The 24,423-nt window shown below is 39.2% G+C and carries 23 protein-coding genes and 3 pseudogenes; 1 reads left to right on the top strand and 25 read right to left on the bottom strand.

Annotation, left to right across the window (positions count from 1 at the left end; genetic code table 11):
- Nucleotides 1-48 precede the first annotated feature (48 nt).
- The 7 genes from AC3E8G_RS05130 to AC3E8G_RS05100 form a co-directional block, all read right to left on the bottom strand.
- The gene (locus AC3E8G_RS05130) at nt 49-900 is read right to left on the bottom strand and encodes a CbrC family protein (protein ID WP_414285869.1); all 852 of its coding nucleotides are present in this window, start codon (nt 898-900) and stop codon (nt 49-51) included.
- Between the two features lie 67 nt (nt 901-967).
- Complete coding sequence (locus AC3E8G_RS05125) at nt 968-1,381, bottom strand: hypothetical protein (protein WP_414285868.1); 414 nt, start codon at nt 1,379-1,381, stop codon at nt 968-970.
- A gap of 71 nt (nt 1,382-1,452) precedes the next feature.
- Nucleotides 1,453-1,962 (bottom strand): DUF6630 family protein, encoded by a 510-nt coding sequence (locus tag AC3E8G_RS05120; RefSeq protein ID WP_414285867.1) that lies wholly within the window; start codon nt 1,960-1,962, stop codon nt 1,453-1,455.
- A gap of 72 nt (nt 1,963-2,034) precedes the next feature.
- Nucleotides 2,035-2,226: a hypothetical protein gene (locus AC3E8G_RS05115; protein ID WP_414285866.1), complete on the bottom strand. Its 192-nt coding sequence runs from the start codon at nt 2,224-2,226 to the stop codon at nt 2,035-2,037.
- A gap of 54 nt (nt 2,227-2,280) precedes the next feature.
- Nucleotides 2,281-3,168, bottom strand: a complete 888-nt coding sequence (locus AC3E8G_RS05110; RefSeq protein WP_414285865.1) for a DUF4300 family protein — start codon at nt 3,166-3,168, stop codon at nt 2,281-2,283.
- 191 nt (nt 3,169-3,359) lie between these two features.
- Complete coding sequence (locus AC3E8G_RS05105) at nt 3,360-3,671, bottom strand: hypothetical protein (protein WP_233331416.1); 312 nt, start codon at nt 3,669-3,671, stop codon at nt 3,360-3,362.
- 109 nt (nt 3,672-3,780) lie between these two features.
- Nucleotides 3,781-5,538, bottom strand: a complete 1,758-nt coding sequence (locus AC3E8G_RS05100; protein ID WP_490677180.1) for a glycoside hydrolase family 13 protein — start codon at nt 5,536-5,538, stop codon at nt 3,781-3,783.
- Between the two features lie 172 nt (nt 5,539-5,710).
- Between AC3E8G_RS05100 and AC3E8G_RS05095 the strand changes: the two genes are divergently transcribed.
- Nucleotides 5,711-6,301: a hypothetical protein gene (locus AC3E8G_RS05095; protein WP_490677179.1), complete on the top strand. Its 591-nt coding sequence runs from the start codon at nt 5,711-5,713 to the stop codon at nt 6,299-6,301.
- Between the two features lie 410 nt (nt 6,302-6,711).
- On the opposite strand, the gene AC3E8G_RS05090 is transcribed toward AC3E8G_RS05095, so the two are convergent.
- The 18 genes and pseudogenes from AC3E8G_RS05090 to aroA form a co-directional block, all read right to left on the bottom strand.
- Nucleotides 6,712-7,290, bottom strand: coding sequence for a hypothetical protein (locus tag AC3E8G_RS05090; RefSeq protein ID WP_490677178.1), 579 nt, complete (start codon nt 7,288-7,290; stop codon nt 6,712-6,714).
- A 46-nt stretch (nt 7,291-7,336) separates the two neighbouring features.
- Complete coding sequence (locus AC3E8G_RS05085; protein WP_490677177.1) at nt 7,337-8,161, bottom strand: ADP-ribosylglycohydrolase family protein; 825 nt, start codon at nt 8,159-8,161, stop codon at nt 7,337-7,339.
- A gap of 33 nt (nt 8,162-8,194) precedes the next feature.
- Nucleotides 8,195-8,416: pseudogene (locus tag AC3E8G_RS05080) on the bottom strand (hypothetical protein); the annotation flags it as partial.
- A gap of 127 nt (nt 8,417-8,543) precedes the next feature.
- Nucleotides 8,544-10,037: a class I SAM-dependent DNA methyltransferase gene (locus AC3E8G_RS05075; RefSeq protein WP_490677176.1), complete on the bottom strand. Its 1,494-nt coding sequence runs from the start codon at nt 10,035-10,037 to the stop codon at nt 8,544-8,546.
- Nucleotides 10,038-10,039: 2 nt separating this feature from the next.
- Entirely contained in the window at nt 10,040-11,179 is a 1,140-nt protein-coding gene (locus tag AC3E8G_RS05070; protein WP_490677175.1) for a restriction endonuclease subunit S, read from the bottom strand.
- 16 nt (nt 11,180-11,195) lie between these two features.
- On the bottom strand, nt 11,196-13,937 hold the full coding sequence (locus AC3E8G_RS05065; RefSeq protein WP_490677174.1) for a type I restriction endonuclease subunit R: 2,742 nt from the start codon (nt 13,935-13,937) through the stop codon (nt 11,196-11,198).
- Nucleotides 13,938-14,131: 194 nt separating this feature from the next.
- Nucleotides 14,132-15,139 carry a hypothetical protein gene (locus AC3E8G_RS05060; protein WP_490677173.1) on the bottom strand — a complete coding sequence of 336 codons (1,008 nt, stop codon included), beginning with the start codon at nt 15,137-15,139 and terminating at the stop codon, nt 14,132-14,134.
- 199 nt (nt 15,140-15,338) lie between these two features.
- The gene (locus tag AC3E8G_RS05055; RefSeq protein WP_223341516.1) at nt 15,339-15,506 is read right to left on the bottom strand and encodes a hypothetical protein; all 168 of its coding nucleotides are present in this window, start codon (nt 15,504-15,506) and stop codon (nt 15,339-15,341) included.
- Between the two features lie 369 nt (nt 15,507-15,875).
- Nucleotides 15,876-15,962: pseudogene (locus AC3E8G_RS05050) on the bottom strand (CPBP family intramembrane glutamic endopeptidase); the annotation flags it as partial.
- A gap of 45 nt (nt 15,963-16,007) precedes the next feature.
- A complete protein-coding gene (locus tag AC3E8G_RS05045) occupies nt 16,008-16,499 on the bottom strand; it encodes a phosphoribosylanthranilate isomerase (protein ID WP_042766118.1) in 492 nt (163 codons plus the stop codon).
- 88 nt (nt 16,500-16,587) lie between these two features.
- Nucleotides 16,588-17,340 carry a CPBP family intramembrane glutamic endopeptidase gene (locus tag AC3E8G_RS05040; RefSeq protein ID WP_021153049.1) on the bottom strand — a complete coding sequence of 251 codons (753 nt, stop codon included), beginning with the start codon at nt 17,338-17,340 and terminating at the stop codon, nt 16,588-16,590.
- Between the two features lie 178 nt (nt 17,341-17,518).
- Nucleotides 17,519-18,126 (bottom strand): annotated as a pseudogene (locus tag AC3E8G_RS05035) (Type 1 glutamine amidotransferase-like domain-containing protein).
- Nucleotides 18,127-18,173: 47 nt separating this feature from the next.
- Nucleotides 18,174-18,602 carry an aminoglycoside 6'-N-acetyltransferase gene (aac(6'), locus tag AC3E8G_RS05030; protein WP_490677172.1) on the bottom strand — a complete coding sequence of 143 codons (429 nt, stop codon included), beginning with the start codon at nt 18,600-18,602 and terminating at the stop codon, nt 18,174-18,176.
- A 387-nt stretch (nt 18,603-18,989) separates the two neighbouring features.
- Nucleotides 18,990-20,348 (bottom strand): 23S rRNA (uracil(1939)-C(5))-methyltransferase RlmD, encoded by a 1,359-nt coding sequence (gene rlmD, locus AC3E8G_RS05025; RefSeq protein ID WP_490677171.1) that lies wholly within the window; start codon nt 20,346-20,348, stop codon nt 18,990-18,992.
- Between the two features lie 64 nt (nt 20,349-20,412).
- Nucleotides 20,413-21,738, bottom strand: a complete 1,326-nt coding sequence (locus AC3E8G_RS05020) for an LCP family protein (RefSeq protein WP_490677170.1) — start codon at nt 21,736-21,738, stop codon at nt 20,413-20,415.
- Complete coding sequence (gene pheA, locus AC3E8G_RS05015) at nt 21,735-22,589, bottom strand: prephenate dehydratase (RefSeq protein ID WP_490677169.1); 855 nt, start codon at nt 22,587-22,589, stop codon at nt 21,735-21,737. The genes AC3E8G_RS05020 and pheA overlap by 4 nt, the downstream gene beginning before the upstream one ends.
- Nucleotides 22,580-23,065, bottom strand: coding sequence for a shikimate kinase (locus tag AC3E8G_RS05010; protein WP_490677168.1), 486 nt, complete (start codon nt 23,063-23,065; stop codon nt 22,580-22,582). Before AC3E8G_RS05010 ends, pheA begins: the two co-directional genes overlap by 10 nt.
- A complete protein-coding gene (gene aroA / locus AC3E8G_RS05005; protein WP_490677167.1) occupies nt 23,058-24,341 on the bottom strand; it encodes a 3-phosphoshikimate 1-carboxyvinyltransferase in 1,284 nt (427 codons plus the stop codon). The genes AC3E8G_RS05010 and aroA overlap by 8 nt, the downstream gene beginning before the upstream one ends.
- Nucleotides 24,342-24,423: the final 82 nt, after the last annotated feature.

Raw genomic sequence — 24,423 nt, 5'->3', positions numbered from 1 at the left:
TCTATTCTTTCATCTAGTTCATGACTCTATTAGATTTGGAGCATACTCCTAATCCGCATCGACCCAAAGATGGTATTGTTCACAGTGTAGACATCGAAAGAGATAGCCACACATAGAACCATCCTTGACTAAGTATTCAGCCACATCCTGAAATTCATCACGCGCCTCATATTCTTCCAAAACTTGCTCAGCAATGCCCATTTCTTCCAGTTCACGAGTGCCAACTGTCCCCAGATAAGCACAGTAGTCTTGGCAACAGGAGAGCCAATATTCGCCCTGCCAACTACTATAGCCAGGAGTTTGACAGAATAGGACCTGGTCTTTTTCCTTATCCATGACCCCTTGCCAATCGGCATCTTGGATAAACTCTGCTTCAAACTTCTGGGCAGCACGACCAGTAGCAATACAAGTCGGACAGAGATGACTTAGCTCCTTCACACAATAGGGTCTCAACGCATAATAGATGGTGTGGGCTTCCCCACATGAAGGACAGGTCTTAGGCTCCCCTTCCTTAAAGGCACCCGTCGCTAGTGGATCCGGATGATAGCGGAAGGTTGGCAATCCACTGACTTTCTCCTTATGAGCCTCTTTTTCCTTTTCGGTCAAGGGACGAGGGAGAGCAAAGCGATCTCCATGACTTAGACTCATCTTTTCTAAGGTAAAAAGTTTCTTAACTTGCTTGCGATCAGACTTGTCTACTAACTCTGAGAAGAGAGCATAGGCACTGGCATATAATCCCAACTCTTGGTAAACATCCACCAAGACCTGCTTAGCTTCTGGAGTTTCCAGTAAGGTCAGCCGATCTGCAAATTCATAGAGAGCAAGCACGCTGGATGAATCCTTATCTTGCGCTTGGAACTGCTTTTTTAAGTGGATATATTCTTTCATAGAATCGTTCATAGAATTGCTCACTTTCGTTTTTACAGAGAATCAAATCCTAGTTTTGTTTCCTTCAGGTGATTGTATTCTAGCGTTGAAAATGTACTTTAAACCCATACTTACCAGCATTTTGCTTGAGTTTTTCAACCAACAGTTCATTCTGTTTACTTTTACCAAAAAAGAAGGGAATGGTCTTCCCATTTCTGAGTTCGATATAGAAAGCGTAGCGACTCCCACCACCAGCGCGACCACGGAGCAATAAGTAGGTTATCTGCTTCATCTCTTTCAATGGGATCATACGACGGCTGAAACACAAAGGCACATGAATGTAAAAGATTCCATGGTTAATATGGAAGGGCGCAAAGAAGGGACCACCACTACGTCTCGCGATTGCCCTTCTTCTCAGGATAAGGAAAAAATTGAAAATGAGCAAGAAAACTAGCACATATAGAATTGGAGCATATAGTTGCATTCCTTCAAACTCTATCGCATGACTAGCCATTCTCGCTCTCCTTCCTATTTTTACTTGGTAATGTCAGTCCTTAAACAGTATTTTCCCCGCTCTTTTTTGCCTTAAAGATTCATTGCATGATCAATACGCTGATCGATGCGATTGCTCCATTCTCTTAATTCTTTTAACGTCTCCACTTTACAAATAAATAGGACGTAACTATCGCTATCAATGTCTATTCCACCTACACAGAAACCTTCTATTTCCCATCTCCTATCGAGAATAGAGCACCAATTCGTAATAGTGTCCTCTTCATCAAACCAATCATCTTCCATCTGAAGATTCTTCTTATCAGCCAGAGATTTCATGAAGTAGCTAAAATCTTCTAATTCAGGATTCCAGTCTAATTCAACAGCTTCATTCGCATCGAGCAGTTCATCTGCAATACCAAGCCAAATAATGTTTTCCTCTGTTTCATCCTCGTCAATTCCACGCTCGTCATAGCGATCAATATTTTCCTCAAAATAAGACCAAGGTGATTCTAAGCAATTTTCAATAGCATCATGGATAGAGCCGTCCTCAGTCAGTAACTGAACGATACGAGTATACACTTCTTTCGTTGTTTGATTCATTATTTGTTATCCTCACTTTTCTAAAGTTTCCTTTGTTACTAAAATTCTAATTTTTATGCTTAAGTTTGCTCTTTAATCAGTATTCTTTTTAGTCTTTGTTAATAAGATGATGACACCCACTAAGAGAAGAATTCCAAATTCGAAAGCAACTAGTTCTAAATCTTTTAATCCTTCAATGTAGGGTAGGACATACATACTTGATTCTACTAATAGAAAACCGATAAGAATAAGGGCTAGAGCAAAGTAGCTTCGTTTTTTATTCATCTTTAGATCCTTTCCTTAGCTGAAGTTCACTCCAACCTCAAATAGCTGGAAATTCTATTTGGTTTCAACCCATTTTTCATTGTCCATGATGAAGGGCTTAGCTAGACCTTCACCAGTGTAATCTTGGTATTTGGTCTCCAAGTATTTGTAGACATCTTCCTTGGTCGCAAACTTGATCGCTTGATAGGGCTCTTCAAAGGTCAGCTTTTCGACAAAGAGATAGCCATCCTTGGCAGGAACTAAGACACCGACGTGCCCGACAAAAAGCGTGTTGCCATCTAGGTTATCATGAACGATGACAGAAAGCATGCGGGCATTTTCATTAAATTTGAAATTAGAAAAATACTCTTCCATCTTCTTAGCATGGACCTTGACATCCGTTGTAGCCTCTGTCGGAACTCGTGAATAGAGAATGTTAAAGGCTTCCTTGTCTGCCTCATCGAAGACCTTTCCTTTGTCAATAGCATCATTGTCCACGAATAAGAGTTCACTATCCGCCTGTTGATTAGGAATCTCGATGCGGTTCTTCAGCAAGGTATAGCTATTAATTCGGCAGTTGGTCCCGACGAAATCGCCCTTCTGCTTGGTCCACAAGTCACTGATCTTCTCGACATTGTAGTCTGTTTTCTTGAACTTGCTGAAGTCACCCGTCAAGCCAACAGATCCAACGATGTTATCATAGTCCGTTACTAGACCCAGAAACTTGTCTACACTTTCCTGATCCAAATAAGCAGACAAGAGCGTCCGCACTTCTTCGACACTAGCCTTGCTATTGAGGTTACTGTAAGTTCCCTTGTAGTGCTCCTTGTCTGAACTGGCCTTTTTGACAGTGGAGCTCTCCTGCTTTTCCTTGGATTGCTTTTGGTTGGTCCCACAAGCCGCTAAAGCAAAGATCGCCAAGGCACAGCTAGTAAGGAGCATGATTTTTTTAGATGGTTTCATAAACTGGTTCCTTTTCTATATACTAAGATGTTTTGTAACATGATACCTTTCTTTTTCCTATCGAATCTCCTTATCCTATATTATAGTTTAAAACTAGCTTTGCTCCAACTATTTTTCACGAAATGAGGAAACTTTATAAGTAGCAAAAAAAGAGCTGGAAAACTGTCCAGCTCTTCAATGAATAATAAATCTTATTTAATCTTATGTTTGTTCATCTTTTCTTCAAAGACTTCCGTCATAATGACACGCAATTCTTCCCGTTCTTTTTCAGGAAGGTCTCCTTGGCGCTTGGCAACGGCATAGAGTTCAGGGTATTGCTTGGCTACACGCTCCACTGTCTTGGTCGTCGCATGTCCTCTGACAAAGAAAGGAATGCGTTTAATCCATTCTTGTGGAACAAGAGCAAGCAACTTCTTCGCCACTTCCTTATCTGAAATCTCAGCCGTGCTCAATCCTTGCTTGATTTGTTCTTGTTCTTTTTCTGTAAAATCTTTTAAATCCATAGTAAACCCTCATTTGTTTATCTAAGGACACATTATACACCTATGTAGAGGAAAGTACAACTAAAGGATTTCGGAAAATAGCACACAAATGCGTTCATTCGATCTAGCATTATTTGCTCAGATCTTCTCTATAAATAACAAAGCCATTTGGCTGAATGATCAATCGATCATAGGAAATGCTCCCAAGACTGATTAGATCTGCCTGTCCGTTTTCTAAGAAAAAGTCTTTCTTCGAGTGGTTAAAGTAGGCTTTGAGCACCTGACCTTCATGTTTCCATTTTACTTCCACCACATCCGGCTCTACTTCTTCCAAGCTAACCTTGCCATACTGAATCATGCCGACTACTTCTTTTCGTAGCTGGATCAAGTCCTTCATAAAGTTCAGCATATCATTGTCCGCTGACACGCGCTCCCATGGCATGACACGGCGGCAATCTTGATCGGGGCCACCAATGAGGGCTAGCTCCGTTCCATAATAAATACATGGCGTACCGCGTTGGAGATAGAGGAAGGCGAGAGCAGACTTGACGGACCGAAGATCACCTTTGGCCGTCGTCAGGATGCGCTCGGTATCATGCGAGTCCAAGAGATTAAACATCACCTCAGAGATCTGCTGCCTGTAGTACATCGACTGGCTATTGATCTCCCAAATGAAGCGTTGCGTCTCCTTATGCCCCCGCAGGAAATAATCTTTGATACTTTCAGAGAGGGGGTAATTCATCACTGCATGAAACTCATCGCCATTGAGCCAGGGTTGGGACGAATGCCAGATTTCCCCGAGAATATAGAGGTCTGGCTTCTTGGCCAAGACCGCCTTACGAAAATCCCGCCAGAATTGATGGTCGATTTCATTTGCCACATCCAGTCGCCAAGCATCGATATCAAACTCTTCAATCCAGTATGTCGCAACCTTCAAGAGATAGTCCTTCACCTCTGGATTAGCCGTATTGAGCTTGGGCATATAGCCCGCAAAGGCAAAAGCATGGTAAGACAAGTCGCGACTATTCCACAGATTTTCTGAGGAGACAGGGAACTCTTTAATATGGAACCAGTCCTTGTAAACCGAATCTTCTCCGTTTTTGAGCACATCCTGCCATTGGGGTGAATCGTAGCCAATATGGTTAAAGACAGCATCCAGCATAATCTTCATCCCACGCGCATGGGCCTCTTTCACTAGCTGGCGGAAGGTCTCCTTATCACCAAAATGTCGATCAATTTCAAAATAGTCAATGGTATCGTACTTGTGATTGCTTGGAGATTCAAAAATCGGGCAAAGGTAAAGCCCTGTGATCCCTAACTCCTGCAAGTAGTCCAGATGATCGATGATCCCTTGTAAATCTCCACCAAAGAAATCCAATACTTGAGGAGCAATAGAGGCATCCCAAGGGCGAACGCCTTTTGGCGAAATAGCTGGATTCCCATTTGCAAAACGCTCAGGAAAAATCTGATACCAAACTGTCTGAGCCACCCAATCCGGAACAGCACACCCATCATTCTCATGGATAAAAGGAAGCTTAAAACCGTTCATGACGAAGTCCAGATTCTCCTTGGTGTAGGCTACCACACCTCGGTCTCCGTACAAGATCTTCTCTCCCGCTGTGTCCTCTAATTCAAAGAGGTACTGGATTCGTGCATGGCGGACAGATACCGACACTTGCCAATAATCAAAGAGGTCGTCGGTCGTCACCTTGTTCATTTCCTTGGTTGCCTCATAAAGATCCTCTATAAAAATAAAAGGATCCCCATAGTGCAAGACAATCCGTTTGATATCCTCTTTCTTGGTTCGGATACGAATGTGGAGCTGGCCATCTTTATAAAGATAGGCGTACTCCGATTCAGGCCGGTGATAAATCGCTGTTAATTCCATCTGTCTTGTCTCCTACTTTACATTCTTTTCATCATTTACCAGTTTATTCAAACGATTACATAAAATTATTTACTAGTATACAACTTTATAAAAAGGTTTGCAAGTCAAATTCTGATTGAACAAAATGCTCTATTCTGCTAAAATAGAGCTATTATAAATATACGGAGTTCCTATGCAGAAAGAAATTAAAGGCTTATACACCATTTATGGTATGTGGTTGTTTTTCGGTATCATTGGGATGATTTTTATCTCATTCAACCTTCCGAGAGCTCTTCAAGAAAACGATACAGTTGGGATTGTCTTTTCAATCGTATTCGGTATTATCTTCTTAGCCATGATTCTTGGATTTGGCCATTTAATCCGAGTCGCACCAAAAAAAGTGCAAGCAAAATACCAGGATATCTTCAATCACTATCCAGAACTTGAAGAAAACGTGGAATTATTCAAAGAGAATGCGACTGCTGTCGATAAACTGAACCAACTCTACCTTTACCGCGAAGCTATCTTCAATACAGAATATGGACGATTCGTTAATCCTATCTTTCTCAATGAAATTCAGGCACTCGGGGTTCGAATCAAGTGGGTCCGTAACGGAAAGGTACGTTCGAAGAATCTCTTCTTACTTGCTAGAGAGGGAGAGAAAGAATTCGAGTTCGATTTAGGTATGGTTACACCAGCAAAATATGAACAATTAATCCTCTTTTTACATGCTGTAGTAGATGTCAAACCAGATCTTGAGTTCTTTAATGAAGTTGAAGATTGATTGACAAAAGTTATTCATTCGTTTTCTATTTCGTTAAAATTCAACACACAAAAAGCCCTTTAGGGCTTTTTTTATGATTACATATTAGCTTTATTCTTTATGTGACCATATTGCCATTTTGAATAGTGGAAAGATTGTCTTTTGTGCTAGTCCTTTTAGAACTGACAGAAAAACTTGAAGAAAATATTTCATTTATTTAAAAACGCAAAAAGGGAAGGAGATTTATGAAAGAAATACAATCGAAGATATCTTGATTGCAAGGCTTTTCATTTTGACATTCGGTTCAAGGTTATAGACTAGCAAGAGTATTGCAACGCACCTAGGGGTTCAGACTTGCCGTATCAGTTCATTCAAGCATACTATCACTAGTAATAGCCAGTTCATAGAAATCGGTTTAAGTGTTTAATACCCTATTCATCTCCTTGCAAGGTATCTTCCAGCATTTCTTTTACGTATTCTTCTACATCCTCAATCTCTACAAACATTGGATCTAAGTGACATAAGAAGTGCCAAACTTTGGCGTCTTTTTTTCTGTAGAGAATTGCTTCGCCATCTTCACTTCCGAAATAGCTTCTGTCGGCTTCATAACCTTTGCTTTCTAAGAAAGCTTTTACCTTGCGGAAGTTTGCTTCTCTTGCTTCGATATAGGCTTTGACTTCATCGTTATTAACGACATAAGCATCTACTTTTGTAGCTCCTTCGATCATTTTATCGTTTGTAACGGATAGATTCGAAATCTCTTTCCAAATAATCTCGACATTTTCTTCAGGTTCAAACGAAAATCTAGATAAAGGGACAATATTTCCATTGAAGACAATTTCCATATAATCCGGCAAGTGTTTAGGATTTACATACTCCACTTCAAACCCATCTTCTGTTTCTAAAGTATATCCCGGGATTTGCGCTACAAAGGCTCTTCCCTCTTCTAAAGAATCAAACGCGACTAAATCCTTTTGATAATCACCTTGATACAATTCCAATATAACCATCGATAACCCTCCGTCATTCAGTATCGGTCCGCATAACGCCTATCTATTATTTTATTACAATCGTTTCTTCCCATCGTCTAAGCACCTCTTTCAAAGGCTCATCCAGATAGCTAAAGGCCTCGTCTTTGATCCACTCAGGAATTCCATAAGCTGCTTCGGCGATACTTCCTGTGATTGCAGCAAGAGTATCACTATCCCCACCAAGAGAAATCGCATTTCGAATCGCATCTTCAAAGTCTGTACTTTCAAGAAAGGCAATAATAGCCTGAGGAACCGTATCCTGACATGTCTCATTGAACTGATAATCAGGACGAATTTCATCTAGCGATTTAGAAAGGTCATATCCATACTCTTTCTCGATATGTTCCTTGATGCGTCTTTTAATCTCTGCAGAGGTATCGCTACCACCATCACCAAAGAAATAACGGCACATATAAATAGCATTCGCTGTAGCCATTGCTCCTTTGATTCCTTCTAAATGGTTATGCGTCACCTCTGCAGAAAGTTGCACCAGACGTTTCCCATCAGACGGCAACTCAGCTGTTGTGGCATCCATCACCCAAGCGCACGGAGAAACGCGCATCGCAGAACCATTTCCAAAGCTATTATAAGGCTCACGATTCTCACTCCTAATCCATGTATCAAATCGAGCTCCATAATCAGCATCAGGATACATCCTACCATACTTCTTCATAGCATCGATAAAATCATCCATCTGACCACCATTCATAACGGCTTCAGCAACAGCACAGGTCATAACCGTATCATCAGTGAAAAAACAGTCCTCACGAAATAAAGGAAAGTCCTTCGTTTTTATATTGTTCCATTCGTAAACAGAACCAACAATGTCTCCAACTATTGCTCCAAGCATAAGATACCTCCTTTTATGGTTTTCTTCAATTCCTTACATCAAGCCTTCCAGCTCTTCCTTCACATATCCTTCTATATCTTCAATCTCTAAAAAGGATGGGTCCAAGTGCTACAAGAAGTGCCAATCTTCGCCGCCTATTTTTCTGTAGACAATCTCTTCGCCATCTTAACTTCCAAAATAGCTCCGATCGACTTCATACCCTATACTTTCTAAGAACACTTTTGCCTTGCGGAAGTTTGCTTCTCTTATTTTGATAGGCGTAAAAACAAGAACAGCTCAAGCCCACATTCGCTTTTCTATATGTTTAGTATATCATTTTTAAAGAAATAATGACTCGAAAAAAGCATCACCAAATACTCGGCAATGCTCGTAAGTTTTAAACTTAATTATTCTCCAATTGTGCTTGCAACTCTTTAATGCTATCTAGAGCACTCTGTAAATTATCGATGATATCTCCTGCCAATTCATCTGGTGATGGAAGATTATCTAGATCAGCTAGAGACTTATCTTTAATCCAGAAGATATCCAAGCTTGTCTTGTCGCGAGACATAATTTCAGCTAAGCTAAATCGCCTGAAACGGCCATAAGGGTTACTTTCTGACCAAGTTTCAGTCCGATTATGACGATTAGAGGGATTATAGCATTGGATAAAATCTTGCAAATCGGCATCAGTCATTGGATTTTTCTTAAGTGTAAAATGTACATTCGTTCTCAAATCATATACCCAAACCTCTTTCGTTTGAGCTTCTGGACTTGCTGGTTTCTTATCAAAAAACAGAACATTCGCTTTTACACCAGGACGGTAAAAGATACCTGTTGGCAATCTCAAAATAGTATGTAAATCAGTTGTTTCAAGCAACTTTTTACGGATAATTTCACCTGCTCCACCCTCAAACAATACATTATCAGGTAAGACAACTGCTGCTTTACCGGTTGACTTCAGAATCGTGTTGATATGCTGAATAAAGTTCAGCTGTTTATTGGAACTTCTCGTCCAAAAATCTTGACGATTATAAATAAGTTCTTCTTCTTCTTGCTCTCCGTCTTCATTCGTGAAAGTAAGTGAAGATTTTTTACCAAATGGTGGGTTAGTAAGGACATAATCTACACGATAACCTGGATCGAGTAACAAAGCATCTCCTAAGGTTACTGGCGCTTCTGTATAGATGTCACCGATATTATGTAAATATAAATTCATCAAAGCCGTTTTGAAGGTCGCACCGACAATTTCATTTCCATAGAATGTCTTATCTTTCAAAAATTCTTTCTGTTCTCGATCAAGCGTATAATTACTTGGGTCAGAAATATAGGATTGTGAAGCAAGGAAAAATCCACCACTACCACAACATGGGTCTGCAATAGTTTTCATTGGCTCTGGTGCTACACATCGGACCATTGCATTGATAACAGGACGTGGTGTAAAGTATTGACCTGCACCACTCTTTTGGTCTTCCGCATTTCGTTGCAAAAGTCCTTCATATATTTCACCTTTTACATCACTCGACATAGCTACCCAAGTTTCATTATCAATCATCTGAACGATGCGATAAAGGATAGCTGCATTTGTGATTTTATTGGTAGCTCCCTTGAATATTTGACCGAGCATGCCTGGCTTCTCACCAAGTTCCTCCAAGGTACTTTTATACTGTGTCTCTAACTCTGCACCCTTTGCATTTTTGAGCTCTTTCCAAGTATAACCAGCTGGAACTCCAGTATCTCGGTTATATGGTGGATTTGAATACTCATCAGCCATCTTCAAAAAAAGCAGATAAGTTAATTGTTCCAAATAATCCCCGTGAGTTACTCCGTCATCTCGAAGGGGATTGCACATCGCCCAAACTTTAGAAATAATTGAGCTTGAATTTCCAGTTGCCATTATTAGAGTCTCCCTTCAAAGGCTTGTTTCAGTATGCTTTGACGCATAGAAGTAGCTTGTTGCAAGGCATCATTTACTGTTTTCTCTATATTGTTATATGCAGTAAGTTGCGTATCAAGATTATCTACAATTTTAAGTTGTTCATTTATTGAACATACAGGAATGTCTATATTTCTACATGTTTCAAGAGTTAAATTGAATTGTCCCGCGGTAGCTTTAGTTTGTTTACTCATTTTTTCTACAGTTTCTGAAGACATAAGAAAATATGCTAAATATCTATTATTTAACTCCTCTTTGCATCTAAAACGTGCAATGGCCTGATTGATGTTCCACTCATCATAGGAACTTGGAACTATTGATACTTTGCCCATAGGTGGACCAACAATATTCATTAATACATCTCCGGGATAAACAATAGATCGTCCTAATGAAGTCTCATGAATAGATTTTGCAATAAATGTTGGTTCGATAGTAAAATCTAAACTTCCATCAAAAGTTAAATTATATACCTTTATGAACGGTATACTCTTATCCTCAAGTTGAAACTCCGCTTTTTTGGGCGTAGTTCCTTTTGTAATGAAGAAGCATAAATCTTCAGCTTTTTTTAATTCGATGCATCTAGAAAAAGCACTCTTTAATACAGCTTGTTTGTATAGCTTTAGCTGTGCTTTTGTCGCTTTCAAAGTTTCCACAGCATTATCAAGGTCAGAGAATAGTTCCTCAATCTTTGCAACAATGCGTTCTTGTTCTACAATAGGAGGAATCTGTACCTTTAATTTAGAATATTGCTGAATCCAATATCGTTTATGTGTACTGTGGTCAAACTGAATAGTCTGCATTCTATAGAAAATATACTTAGGATTCACTAACTCAGTGTTTACGTTCAAAATCTTCATAGCTGAAGATTTTACTTTAAATTTAAAATTAACAAATTGAGTAGCTGTCGTAAAATCATCAAAAAGAATTACAGGTAATTTACCAAAGATATTATCAGTTTCATTAGTATATCCAAGGATAAAAGACTTTCCGGCTGTTAAAACTGGAGTTTTGTAGCTATCACTATATTCAGTTGAATTAACAATATAGGCAGTAGGTTGTTCGTAAATTAACAACTCCCCCAATTCATATTCAGTAAGTTTCAACTCCACTCCTCCTCGTTTATGCTACAAGTTCCATATTCAATTCTTCCATAATATCTTTATAACTTTCTCCAAAGACATTATAAAAGCCAATAAATCCACCTTTTTGATCGAACGGTGTCCGATCAAAGTCTTCTTCCAGAATACTCAAAGAAGAAATGATATGCTCTTTAATCAAACGCAACCAGTCCATCTGTTCTTCTGTGAATTGCAAATACCCTGCATTCTTTTTAAAGGTCCAGTCCTTAAAGTTTTGGTTCACACAGTCTGCAAAGGGCGACAATTCAGTTACTACTCCCATTTCATAACGAATTAATGAAATCAAATCCGTGATTTGTGCCATTGTGCTACGTTTTTTCACTTTTTCAATATCTTTAGTCGCGTACGCTTCCCAAACTCGATCCACAGTTAAGTTTTTCTGTTGTAATGTCTCATACAAAGCTTTCAATTGCTGGATAACCATTGGTCTATCTTTATAGGATTCGTTGTAAATGATGCGCAATGCAATAATCTCATCCTTATTCTCCTCAATAAATTCACGGAAAGTAAGAATGGTTTTGCTGACATTTTCATCTTTTTGTGAATCATATCCAGCAAACAAGACTGAATCAATATTCACACTATCAATTATTTGCGTATGGTTCTTATGGACATTCTCAATAAAATCTCGAGCATCTGGGTTAAAGAATGGATCAGTCGCTTCTCTCAGCAAAGATTTTTGAGCTTTTTTGATTTCTTTTTCATTTGGTGCGTCCGAACTAGCCAACTCTTGTGCTCGCTCAAAAATAGTATCTTCATCATGAGCGTGTAATAAATTGTAAGCTATATCACGCGCTGAAGCACCCACGATTACAACAAAATCTTTCTGCTCCTTCTTGGTCAATCTCTTATCCAGTCTTGTAATGCGTTCTGCCAGTGAATTCAACGTGTCTTCACTATCATCACCTAAAGCAACATTCAGCATCAACTCTTTAAGAGAAATACCCAATTTTCGCTCAAATGACTTTGTTTCTATTTTCTTAGAATTCGTAACACCTACCGCATCTACAATAACAAAGTGATCCTTGCTTTCAGTAGCTGACGGAGAAACTTTTTTTAAGTCTTCCAAGCTCAGTGTACGTGTGCCACGACCAACCATTTGTTCATAGAAGTTTTTACTTCTTACGTCACGCATGAAAATCAAACACTCAAGTGGTTTGATATCTGTTCCTGTAGCAATCATATTCACTGTGACTGCAATACGAGGATAGAAGTCATTTCGAAAAGAGGTCAATACCGTATCCGCATCCTTGGCAGCATGGGTAATTTTCTTACAGAATTCATTCCCTTCTCCGAATTCTTCACGAACAATATTGATAATATCATCTGCATGACTATCCGTCTTAGCAAAAATCAGCGTTTTAGGAACTTCTTTTCGATACGGAAAAAGTTCAGTCTTTAACTTTTCCTTAAATGTTCTAATGACTGTACGAATTTGACTTGGATTTACGACACTTTTATCTAACGTACTTTTATCATACTCGATGTCTTCATCCATCTCCGCCCAGCGTTTTTTCCGACTCTTACGTTCACGATACTCAATATATCTCTTCAGAATCTGACCACCTTTTTGAGTAACCTCTGTATCAATATGGTAAATGTCCTCCCCAACATTGACGCCATCAATAATGGCTTGTTCACGTCTGTACTCACTGACTAGATTTTCATTAAAGAAAGCAAAAGTTCTTTTATCTGGTGTAGCAGTCAAACCAATCAAAAAGGCATCGAAATAAGTTAAAACCTGTTGCCAAACATTATAAATCGAGCGATGGCACTCATCAATAATGATACAATCGAAAAACTCTGGAGGGTATTTTTCATTATAAACAACCTCTTTAGGTGTTTTACTATCTGCGGTAACATATGTTTCCAATGACTCTTCTTCATCAGCATCATCCAAATCTTCTTCTTTTAGAATGGAATACATTCGCTGTACCGTACTAATACATACTTGGACATCATTTGGTATGTAAGAACTTGATAGACGCTTAACACCGTATAATTGAGAGAAACTTCTTGGATCATCATTTGGTTTATAGGCAAGAAATTCTGATTCAGCTTGCTCGCCTAGACCTTTAGTATCCACAAGAAAAAGGATACGTTTCATTTTTCCATATTTCAAGAGACGGTAGGCTTGTGTAATTGCAGTAAAAGTTTTACCTGCTCCTGTTGCCATTTGAACCAAAGCACGAGGTTTGTTTTCTGCAAAAGATTGGTCTAGATTGGTAATCGCAGTAACCTGACAATCACGGAAACCTGTCTCATCCAACTCTGGGACCTTTTTCAAGTTATTCCGTACGGTATCATCTTGTTCTAGCAACTCTTCCAAAAATTCAGGTCTATGAAAAGAAAATACTTCACGAGAACGATATTTCTCATCTTTATAATCCGTAAAACGAATTAGTAAATCTGTTGCTTCATAGGCAAAACGAATCTCAGGTGATTTTTTGATTCTCTTAAATTCACTCTCTGCATAGCGCTTAGATTGATTTTCAACAACAGTAATATTTTCGCCTTCATCTGTAGGTTTTGCTTCTACTACCCCAACAGCTTCACCATCAATAAAAAGGACATAATCTACTGGTCCTGTATCCGTTGCAAATTCTTGAACGGCAACTCCCAATGAAGCCCGCGGATTTAATTCCTCCATTTTTTGAAGTGTCCATCCAGCTTCTTCTAATTTTTTATCAATAATAATTCTAGCTTCTTGTTCTGGTGTCATTTCTCATTCTCCTGAAGCTCAAAAAGAGCTTTCATTCAAAATTGTTGAAGGACTAATAGGATTCCTTTATGGTGATAGCATAAAGGAAGGGTACCCTTCGCAATTTTTTATTTAAGTATATTATATCATTTCAAAACTATTTTTCCTATTAAGCCGACATCGGATAAAGCAATTACACAGCTGATTTTTAGAGACTAATAATCAATTAAAACATCATCAAATTCTAATAACAATCCATCCGAAATAAATAATAAGGTATTGAATACTTTTAAAAATTGTAATTCTGAAATTTCCTTATCCCAGCGACCATGTCCAATCATATGTCGATTAGGTTCATCAAGTGTAAACATTTCCGTATATTGAAAAAAATTATATAGCCATTTAAATAAACCAAAATAGGTCAAGGAATGTTTTTCTATTTTATCCTCTATCCCCTTTACAGCTCTATAACCGACTATATTTCTCTTTCTGCTTGTGCCATCTTCTATGCTTAACTCTTCAGCTATTCTGTTTACAGCACCGTCGATAGCTAATGTAGCAAGAGTATAAGCTGCGTAATAATTTTTGCACTTGTAACAGTCATACATTGAATCAATCAGATAAGAAGAATACCAATGGCACTTACTTAGTTTCTCAATTGTATCCTTGTTATCTAAATCCCTTTTAAGTAATTCTACCCACTCGTTTTCAATTTCAGATATATCAGCAGATTTCAAACGCTCGAATGTATTACCTACAAAGTAATATACAACCCATCCCTTATCTGCTGTTTTTTCAATATGAAATTTTATATCTTCATATTCTTCATCTGTATAAGGTTTTGGAATTTTTTGGACTATTTCACCTAACCCAGAAATAATATCAGCATAATTTATCTGAGTAGTTTCGACAATCCTTTTAGCAGATTCAGAAATTGCTTGGATTGATTTTAAAGTTTGAGGTAAGATATCTTTATTGTAAACAACCGAGGCTTTACTCAATGATTCACCTAAAACAATTGCCATTTTAGACAATTGTGAATTGTAGTGAGAAGAAATTTTAGCAATATCTTTGTAAGCAGATAACTCCTTAAGTGTCTTAACACTATTTGCAACACCTTCTACTTGAGGAGTTAATGATATAGTTGGATTTTCAAGCATTACCTCTTCAATTTTTTTATCTTCAATAACTTCGTCTTGATTAACTTCTTTATTTTTATCCATAAATCAATTATATCATCTGATAATAAAAAATCCCCACTAAGAAAATACTTAATGGAGATAGTTTATAAACTTAAATTATCCCAAACCAAGCCAAAGTATCTTTGATTGCTTCTTCTTTTTCAGGTGGACAAGTTGTAACACGTTGATCGCGTTCCTCTTTGCTTGATTTGTTGAAATTCTCACGTTCAATCAAGCCAAACTATCGTTTCACTTGTGCAATGTAAAAACTAGAAACCTTAAAACCATATTTCTTCAAAACATGGTCTTTGATTTCTGGATAAGTCGCATCCTTTCTGATGGAAAGTGACTCAATATCTTCTTCATTAATTTCAAGTTTGATATGGTTGTCGACATCTAGTTTGGACAATAGCGCAACGTGATGCGTTTGTGGACTCAAAAGGTAAGGGGAGCTCAAAGCTCCAGTGGAGCTTTGAAGCATCTCGCCTTGAAATGTAAAAGCGAGATGTTTAGCTGCGTTTTACCAATAAACTCACACACTCAGCGGTTCGCTGTTACCGTATCGTTTCGTCGGTCTCCCTCCTCATTCTACGAGTCCTATACCCCAGGGCACCTTCTCGACCTTCGGTCTCACCTTGTCGCATGGGCGGATCATCTGCTTCAATGTGTGATGCTATTTTTCTTTATACTAATGGACGAAAGGCAATGACAATGATTTTGAAATGATACTGTGGAACGGAAAGTTGATCGCTTCTTCAAAAAAGAAACGACATCCATTCTAAAATTTAAAATCCTTTTCTTTACTAATTCTATTGCTCGCCAATATAGTATAAATTAAATAAGCAATAAAAATGATAATAAAAATAAAAAAGTAACCAGTCTTACAACTTACTACTTTTCATATGATAATTTACAAATGTCTTTCCAGCCACTCGATCTTTTTAAAATCCTTATTGTTATTGTGATCATTTCGATAGGAGTCTTGAGAAGAAGCTTTGTAAATACTTAGATACTGCTCCAGACTTGGAAGACGAAAAGTGATGCCTTCAATGTGAATAAGCTCTATATCCGATTCCGAAACTCCTGCAAAATCAAGTAAGGAATCGATACTTCCAAATTCAACACTCACTCTATCCTTTTGGAATTCATGCTCATGAATATCTATTAAGACGTAGCCTAAGTCTTTCATCACTTTCATTATCTTGAACCAGTCATAAATTCTGAGATGATCAGGTGCTTCCCAACCTCTAGGGTCACCAGGTACATGAATGTCAATGTCAGACGGCCCCCAATTTTCTTTCGTTCTAAACTCCAATCCCAAAGAACCCATCAGTGTCGGTGTAATTCCGACTCGATTTAAATGGAAACAAATGGTTTTAAATTCTTCAAATAAGAGACTCATATTTACTCTAAACCTTTCATCTAAATGTTCGTTATTTCTACTTTATTCCCTTGAACAAAATCATCTTCATTTTCTAGAGTATATCCAGTTATTTTGGATACAAACTCTTTTCCTTACTAATTCTATTACTCGCCAATATTGTATAAATTAAATAAGCAATAAAAATGATAATAAAAATAACATTAATTTTTAACACAAAATAGAGATTTAACAAATTTGCGAACGCATGAAATATTATACAGTATCCCACAGATTTCGTTTGACGGTAAAGAAGCCCTAAAACAAAACTTAAAAATAATGTATATATAAAAAATAAAATAAAAGGAAATCCTTGATGACTTTCTCCAACTATAAACCATAAAGGCAGATGCCAAATTCCCCAGATTGATCCTACAATCAAATTAGATTGCCAATAAGTATATTTTTTATCAAGTAACGGCTGTAATATTCCTCTCCATCCTAATTCTTCATGTCCACCACCAAAAAAAATTAGTTGTATAAAGAATAATGGCATCAGATAAATGGATACTCCGTTTAATTCTAAGGAAGATACAGAAAATAGTATCAAAATTGCTAACAGATGAATAATGAAATAAATACTACTATTTTCTTTCTTACTAAATAAAAATTGTTTAAATTTTATATTATTCCTTTTCAAATAAAAGCCACTTGCAATAGCTGGACCAAGTGCACCTACTATATGTAACATTCTCCCTATAAATGTTTCTAATCCCAAAATATGAGATTGCGTAAAGATGGTAAGAATTCCCCAAGCTATATAAGTAATTCCAAATGTACAATAAAGATAATTTTTTAAATTCTTTTTGTCAATTTCTGTCATTTTTTTCCTAATCTTGATTATTCTACGTATAAAATTTTTTTACTGTTTCTTACTTGCTGTCGATTATAACTACCTATATTCTATCACAAAAACACAAAAAAAGCCTTACAATCAAGGCTTTTCATTATTCATTTCGTCAATACTTTAGTTTCGTAGATTCAGATTCACATGATCAAAACTAGTCAATTTTCTCTGTGATGTTTCCAAGTTTATCTAATACAAGACAGGAATGATCATTTAGTGGAATTATGGGAACATTAACGAGTTCTTCAGCTCTATCCTTATTAGCTTTATCATTCCATGAATCATAATGGACACTAATTAAAAACTGACTAAAGAATCCTAATCCATTTTTTATCTTTACTGATGATCTGAATTATCATTAGGTGAAACATAGACTTTTTCTCCTAATAATAGGGCTCCTGCAGAAAATCCCATAACTTTCGCCCCTTTATTCAGCATGCAATCGATATAATTTTTGAACTGCTGATTGACGTAAGTAGCTAAATACTTTTCCGTATTTCCACCACCGATAATAATTAGATCAGCATCTAGATAGCTATCAAAATCAATCTGCTCAGTGTCCAAGAGTAAGTAATCAGTGTTTAAGTTAGGAAAATGGCTTTGGATAACTTCCGTGTACTTTTTCATATACGGTTCCCAATTTTCTCGATAAACTGTAAAAATGACAATTCTTTCGATCGTACTTGATGACACTATTTTATTAACAATGGTATGATTTTTTATTGGCGGATTTCCACCCATCAAAAAAATTTGTTCGTCCAATCTTTCACACTTTCTAAAGATACATAAATTTTGACCACATTCTGAAATTATAATTTCTTCTTAAAATGAATAATTCTATTTGCCTCCTGAAATCCAATATTGAGATGAAATCTTATAGAATCCGTATTGGTTAAAGTACAGTCACTTGCAAATTCCTTACATCCTTTATTTTTCGCCCATTCCTCACATTTTGTACAGAGATTTTTAGCAATATCTCTTAAACAATATTCCTCGTCGACAATAATCCCTTCTAAAAATCCAACAGGACTATATTTACAGCCTTCAACATAATCAAATCTGAGTGAACATAGTGCTAGACCTACAATTGTGTCACCTTCAACTTCAGTAAAGATTGCAGTATTTTTTCCATTCGTATATCTTTTTACTTCATCAATAGCTTCTTTATCGGTCAATTGGGGCCATAATTGTTTCATTAGTTCAGCCGTTTTTATAGAATCTTTTGTTATTCCATCCATATTGATGTTCCTCCGCAAATTACAAGCAAATGTTTCGAATCATCCTGTTACTTTATTACTCATTGATTGATACCAATACCATACCCTTCTACTTTTCGCTGTCTCAGATTGGAAGAGCAGAGTCGCACACTCAGCGGTTCGAACTTACCGTATCATTTCGTCGGTTTCCCCCTCATTCTACGAGTCCTATCCCATGGGCGGAGCATCTACTTCTACTTCGCTACTATGTAGCTCGTACAAGCAGTGATACTGCCTCAACATGATGTATTTGTGGGACTCAAAAGGTTCAGTGAACCTTTTGAGGATTAGCTACGTTTTACCAACAAACTCACACACTCCACATGATGCGTCTGCGGGATTCAAAAGGTTCGGGGAACCTTTTGAGGATTAACTGCGTTTTACTAACAAGCTAACACACTCAACGTGGTGCGTCTGCGGAAAAAGATCCACCGGCTGCACTTTCTTCAATTCATAGCCCAACTCTTGGTAGAGTTTGATATCACGCGCCATAGTAGCCACATTACAGGAGATATAGGCGATGCGGTCAGCGCCTGTTTGGGCACTTGCTTTGATGAAGCTTTCGGTCAAGCCCTTGCGTGGTGGGTCGACTAGGATAGCGGTTGGTTGGATGCCTTCCTTGAGCCAGTTCTTCATGGCATTTTCTGCTGTATCGCAGACATAATGAGCATTGCTGATGCCGTTTAAGCTAGCATTCTTCTGGCTATTCTCCACTGCTTCTGGGATGACCTCAACTCCATAAACTTCCTTGACATGCTTGGCAACTGACAAGCCAATGGTCCCAATTCCGGAGTAGGCGTCAATCACGATATCCTCTGCTCTCAAGTCCGCAAAGTCAATAGCTGTCTGATAGAGCTTCTCTGCCATTTCGGTATTGACCTGGTAAAAGGCTGGTCCAGAAATTTGGAAGCTATTTCCCAACATTTGGTCAGTAATGTAATCCTGACCATAAAGCGTACGCCATTCTTTCCCAAAAATGGCATTGGTATTCTGGTCGTTGATATTTTGCATAACGGATTTGATGGCTGGGAATTGCTTGATCAACTGCTCGATCAACTGGTCCACACGGAAAACCTTGGGACGAGTAGTGACCAAAATGACCATGATTTCTCCTGAATGGTGACCTCGGCGGACTACCAGATTGCGAATCAGGCCTGATTGTTCTTTTTCATCATAAGGCTTGAGGTCAAACCGACGAATCAAATCTCGAAGAGCCAAGACAACTTGGTCAATGACTGGATCTTGGATATAGAAATCTTCAATCGGCATCAAATCATGAGAGTTCTTGCGAAAGAAGCCTGTCTCTACCTGACCATTGACACGACGGACAGGCACCTGGGCCTTGTTGCGATACTGGACGGGGTGGTCCATCCCCAAGGTCAGGGGCACTTCGATATCAGAGATTCCTGCCATCTTGTAAAGGCTATCCTTGACCTGCTTGGCCTTGAATTTCAGCTGCTCCGGATAAGCTAGGTGGCCCAAGTCGGCAATGCCGCTTCGCAAATAGGCTAAGTCTAGCTCTTCATTACGGTGAGGAGATTTTTCTAAGTATTCCTCTACTTTTCCGTAGCCGATCTTCTTATTGACCTTGAGCACGCGCATGCGGATAACTTCTCCTGGCAGGGCATTCTCCACAAAAAAGACCAGGCCATCGACCTTAGCTACTCCTGCTCCTTCGTGTGTCAAATCGACAATCTCAACGGTTACAATTTCATTTTTCTTTAACATGGTGTTCAATCTTTCTACAAATTAAAAGGGATGGAGTTTTCAAAACTCCTATCCCTTAATTATATCATCTTAAGCCCATTTGGGACAATTTGTTTTTGTATGCTTCAAAATCCACCAGGAGACCTTGGCCACCATACATATCGTAGGCATCGACCCAATCCCCATTTTCTGGGATGGTGATGCGTTCAATCCCCTTGCTGGCACTTCCGACTAAGCCAATCCCATTGGTCAATAGGAAGGAGAAGGGTACATTGGTTGAGGTCATAGCGAAGACCTTTCCTAGTGCTTCAGATCCAGTAAAGAGCTTGGTTGGATCCTTGATTTGGTGCATAATGGCAGACATAACCTCTTGTTGGCGACGGGTCCGACCAAAGTCACCCTCATCATCTTTACGGAAACGAGCATAGTTGAGGAGTGTCCGGCCATCCATCCGTTGTTTTCCAACCTTGATGGTCTGTTGAGGAACGACCCCATCCTTCATATTCAAGTCATCAGGGACTTCAACCTCAGAGACAGTTTCACCATCAATGGTGGAGAACTGAGCATTCATCTCCACTCCATTCGGGAAGAGAGTATCGATAGCTGTCGCAAAGGTTTGGAAATCGACCATGGCATAGTATTGGATATCAATGTCAAAGTTATCTTTGAGCATCTGACGGACCAACTCTGCTCCTTGGTTGTTATTCTGCTCTCCAATGGTAAAGGCCGTATTCAGCTTCTGGTCATAGTAATCTTGATATTCTGGATCCGTTTGTTGGCTAACGCCATCGATATGAACCAGAGTATCTCGCATGAAGCTGACCAATTTCACCTTGCCGTCCTTGTTATTGACATTGACCACCATGATAGAGTCTGTTCGCGTCTCAGATGAGCTTTCCCCGATCCGACCATCTGTCCCCAAGATCAGGATATTGACCCCGTCTTTGGTCTTCTGACCGTTAAAATACTCTTTAACAGCTGGTTGGGCATTGGTACCACCAGGTTTGCTATTCAAGCCTTTGAGAAACATAAAGACCATCCCACCGATGACCAATAAGAAGAAGATGGCTATCCATTTTAAAATACGTTTGAAGCGGATTTTTCTTCCCTTCTTACGTTTGGGAAGAGTGGCTACTTCCTCTCGATTCTTTTTATTGGTTTTTGGCTTGTCCTTCCGGCTACGTGATGGATAGACTGGTAATTCGTCAGAATTGTCTTCTCTTTTACTTGAAGGAGCAACAGACTTTTCTGCTCTTGCTGAAACGGGATCGTCTTGGAAGCGTCCCTCTGATTTATTTTTTAAATACTTATATTCCAACTGCTCCTTTTCATTTAGGTAATGGTAGTTGGAATAAAGATAATCCAATCTTTTTTGTTCATGATAGGATAGGTTTTCTGATTCTCTACTCATACGTTCTCCGTTTCATTGTCGTTTAGCACATAGACCCAATAGTGGCCTAAGGTTTTGATAGATACCCCCAGGGACTCCAGTTCTTGATAGGCAGAAGCAAACAGTAATTCGTCAGCATCCACCACATCGATGATAAAAAAATACTCCCCTAGGGCCGTCTTTAAAGGACGACTTTCAATTTTTGTTAAATTTAATTCTCTTGAAGCAAATGTAGATAGGGCCTGGCATAAGGAGCCCGCAATATTACTTGGTAAGGTAATCGCCAAACTATCCTTACTAGCAGCTTTCTTCAGCGAGCGACTGCCTTCAAAAGGTCGCTGACCAAGGATCCAAAAGCGGGTGAAATTTTGATCCATTTCCTGAATATTACTAGCTACCACTTCCAAACCATATTCATCCTTAGCCTCCAAAGGCGCAATGGCTGCAATAGGAAGTTCCGGGTGTTGAGAGACATATCGAGCTGCATAGGATGTCGATGTTGTCATCTCTAGTCTGGCTTGAGGGAAATGCTCCTGGACATAGGCTTTCCCTTGGGCTAATGCTTGAGGATGCGAATAGATCACTTCAATGGCTTGATCCTGCTTAACTGCTAAGAGTTGTTGCTTAATGGGATAGACCACTTCTGCAATAGCCTGAAAATGAGCCTGGTGAAAGAGGTAGTCAATCGTCTCATGGACACTACCTTCGATAGAGTTCTCAACAGGTATGACCGCATAATCTACTTGGTCGGACTCATAAGCTTTGATCACTTCTGTGATAGACCCGTAAGGGCATAAGGTCGCCTCTTCAAAACTTTCAAGGGCTACATGATGGGTAAAGGATCCCTTAGGACCGAGATAAGCTACAAGCATCGGATGATCTCCACAATTTCTTCTGGTGTCTTATCAGCAACATCAATCACATGTGTGGCTACTTCTTCATAAAGGGGCAGGCGTTGCTCATACAAGGCACGAAACTCTTCTGGTTTTTTATTAAGAAAGAGAGGGCGCTTAGTTGCAGGATCGGCAGCCAGTCTTTGATAAAGCCGCTCAAAATCAATCCGTAAATAAATATTACAAGCATTCTTCTTGAGAAGCTTGCGATTTTCTGGTTTCAGGACGATGCCCCCACCAGTTGAAATGACCAAGCTCTCTTGATTGAGTAACTCTTGCAATAAAAGCGACTCTTGCTGGCGAAAACTGTCTTCTCCATAACGAGCAAAATAGTCAGAAATCGGCATTTCTAAGCGTTGGACCAAGAGTTCATCCATATCTGCAAAAGCTGGGTCCAATAAAGAGCCAATGGTCGTTTTCCCTGCTCCCATAAAGCCGAGTAGTACTTTAGGCATGAGACACCTTTTCTAAATCTGCAAAGAAGGTAGGATAGCTGGTATTAATAGCTTCAGCACGCGCAAGCTCCACTTCACCATCGCTTACAAGCAAGGCTGCAATAGCTCCCATCATACCGATCCGGTGGTCACCAAAGGTTTGCAGGCTGGCACCATGTAAGGGCGTTTTCCCCTCAATAATCATCCCATCCTCTGTTGGTGTGATGGTTGCTCCCATAGCATTTAGACTATCTGCCACTACTTGGATGCGATCCGTTTCCTTGACTTTCAATTCTTCAGCATCTTTGATAATGGTTTGGCCAGAAGCTTGGGTAGCTAAAAGGGCAATGATTGGAAGCTCATCAATCAAGCGAGGAATCAAATCACCCGAAATTTCCGTCCCATGAAGGTCAGACGTATCTACGACAAGGGTCGCAGCTTTAGCAAGGGGATCAACATCCAAGATTTGAAGCTTGCCTCCCATTTTTTCAATAACCTCTAGAATACCTGTACGAGTCTCATTGATCCCGACATTCTCTAGACGAATCTGACTATTAGGGACAATCAAACCAGCTACCAACCAAAAGGCTGCACTGGAAATATCACCTGGTACTGTCACCTCACAGGCTTGGAAGCTTTGAGGCCCACGTAGGCGAATTTCTTTGCCCTTCACGCTGATCTGGCCACCGAACTGCTGGATCATATCTTCGGTGTGGTTCCGTGTCAGTTCTTTCTCTAGAATGACTGACTCCCCTTCTGCTTGCATGGTAGCAAATAGAAGAGCCGACTTGACCTGAGCAGAGGCTACCGGTAATGAATAATGGATTGGTTGTAGCTCTTTTGTTCCATGAAGATGAAGAGGAAGCATGTCTCGCTCAGTTTGCCCCTGAACAGTGACTCCCATCTCTCGAAGGGGGATCGCCACCCGATCCATTGGTCGTTTGGACAAGCTATCATCTCCAACCATGGTAACTGGGAAGGGACTTCCTGCTAAGACACCCGCTATCAATCGAGTAGAGGTGCCTGAGTTCCCCATATCCAGATCATTCTTAGGTTGTTGAAAGGCTTCAAAACCTTTTCCCTCGATGGTGATCACTTGACCATCATCTTGGATAGAAACGCCTAGGTCTCTAAATACTTGAATAGTGGATAAGACATCTTCACCACGTAGGATATCATAAACCTTAGTGGTTCCATGCGCAAGGCTACCAAAGATAATCGAACGATGACTGATCGATTTATCTCCTGGAACACGAATGATTCCATTTAAACCCTTACAATTCGTTTGTAATTTCATGGCTTACCCCTTCAAGCTTTTCTAAAAATTTTACCATAAAAAGCAGCCATTTTCAACGTTCACTTGGAAGGTCCTCTAAGAA

It is taken from the genome of Streptococcus sp. SCPM-O-B-15294 (M123), assembly GCF_058200455.1.
Note: the sequence above shows the minus strand (reverse complement) of the source record. Positions and strands in the feature narration are given on the sequence as shown.

Bases quoted from the DNA above. Each gene is read 5' to 3' on its own strand.
- AC3E8G_RS05130 (WP_414285869.1), bottom strand. From the start codon at position 900: ATGAACGATTCTATGAAAGAATATATCCACTTAAAAAAGCAGTTCCAA.
- AC3E8G_RS05125 (WP_414285868.1), bottom strand. From the start codon at position 1,381: ATGGCTAGTCATGCGATAGAGTTTGAAGGAATGCAACTATATGCTCCA.
- AC3E8G_RS05120 (WP_414285867.1), bottom strand. From the start codon at position 1,962: ATGAATCAAACAACGAAAGAAGTGTATACTCGTATCGTTCAGTTACTG.
- AC3E8G_RS05115 (WP_414285866.1), bottom strand. From the start codon at position 2,226: ATGAATAAAAAACGAAGCTACTTTGCTCTAGCCCTTATTCTTATCGGT.
- AC3E8G_RS05110 (WP_414285865.1), bottom strand. From the start codon at position 3,168: ATGAAACCATCTAAAAAAATCATGCTCCTTACTAGCTGTGCCTTGGCG.
- AC3E8G_RS05105 (WP_233331416.1), bottom strand. From the start codon at position 3,671: ATGGATTTAAAAGATTTTACAGAAAAAGAACAAGAACAAATCAAGCAA.
- AC3E8G_RS05100 (WP_490677180.1), bottom strand. From the start codon at position 5,538: ATGGAATTAACAGCGATTTATCACCGGCCTGAATCGGAGTACGCCTAT.
- AC3E8G_RS05095 (WP_490677179.1), top strand. From the start codon at position 5,711: ATGCAGAAAGAAATTAAAGGCTTATACACCATTTATGGTATGTGGTTG.
- AC3E8G_RS05090 (WP_490677178.1), bottom strand. From the start codon at position 7,290: ATGGTTATATTGGAATTGTATCAAGGTGATTATCAAAAGGATTTAGTC.
- AC3E8G_RS05085 (WP_490677177.1), bottom strand. From the start codon at position 8,161: ATGCTTGGAGCAATAGTTGGAGACATTGTTGGTTCTGTTTACGAATGG.
- AC3E8G_RS05075 (WP_490677176.1), bottom strand. From the start codon at position 10,037: ATGGCAACTGGAAATTCAAGCTCAATTATTTCTAAAGTTTGGGCGATG.
- AC3E8G_RS05065 (WP_490677174.1), bottom strand. From the start codon at position 13,937: ATGACACCAGAACAAGAAGCTAGAATTATTATTGATAAAAAATTAGAA.
- AC3E8G_RS05060 (WP_490677173.1), bottom strand. From the start codon at position 15,139: ATGGATAAAAATAAAGAAGTTAATCAAGACGAAGTTATTGAAGATAAA.
- AC3E8G_RS05045 (WP_042766118.1), bottom strand. From the start codon at position 16,499: ATGAGTCTCTTATTTGAAGAATTTAAAACCATTTGTTTCCATTTAAAT.
- AC3E8G_RS05040 (WP_021153049.1), bottom strand. From the start codon at position 17,340: ATGACAGAAATTGACAAAAAGAATTTAAAAAATTATCTTTATTGTACA.
- rlmD (WP_490677171.1), bottom strand. From the start codon at position 20,348: ATGTTAAAGAAAAATGAAATTGTAACCGTTGAGATTGTCGATTTGACA.
- AC3E8G_RS05020 (WP_490677170.1), bottom strand. From the start codon at position 21,738: ATGAGTAGAGAATCAGAAAACCTATCCTATCATGAACAAAAAAGATTG.
- pheA (WP_490677169.1), bottom strand. From the start codon at position 22,589: ATGCTTGTAGCTTATCTCGGTCCTAAGGGATCCTTTACCCATCATGTA.
- AC3E8G_RS05010 (WP_490677168.1), bottom strand. From the start codon at position 23,065: ATGCCTAAAGTACTACTCGGCTTTATGGGAGCAGGGAAAACGACCATT.
- aroA (WP_490677167.1), bottom strand. From the start codon at position 24,341: ATGAAATTACAAACGAATTGTAAGGGTTTAAATGGAATCATTCGTGTT.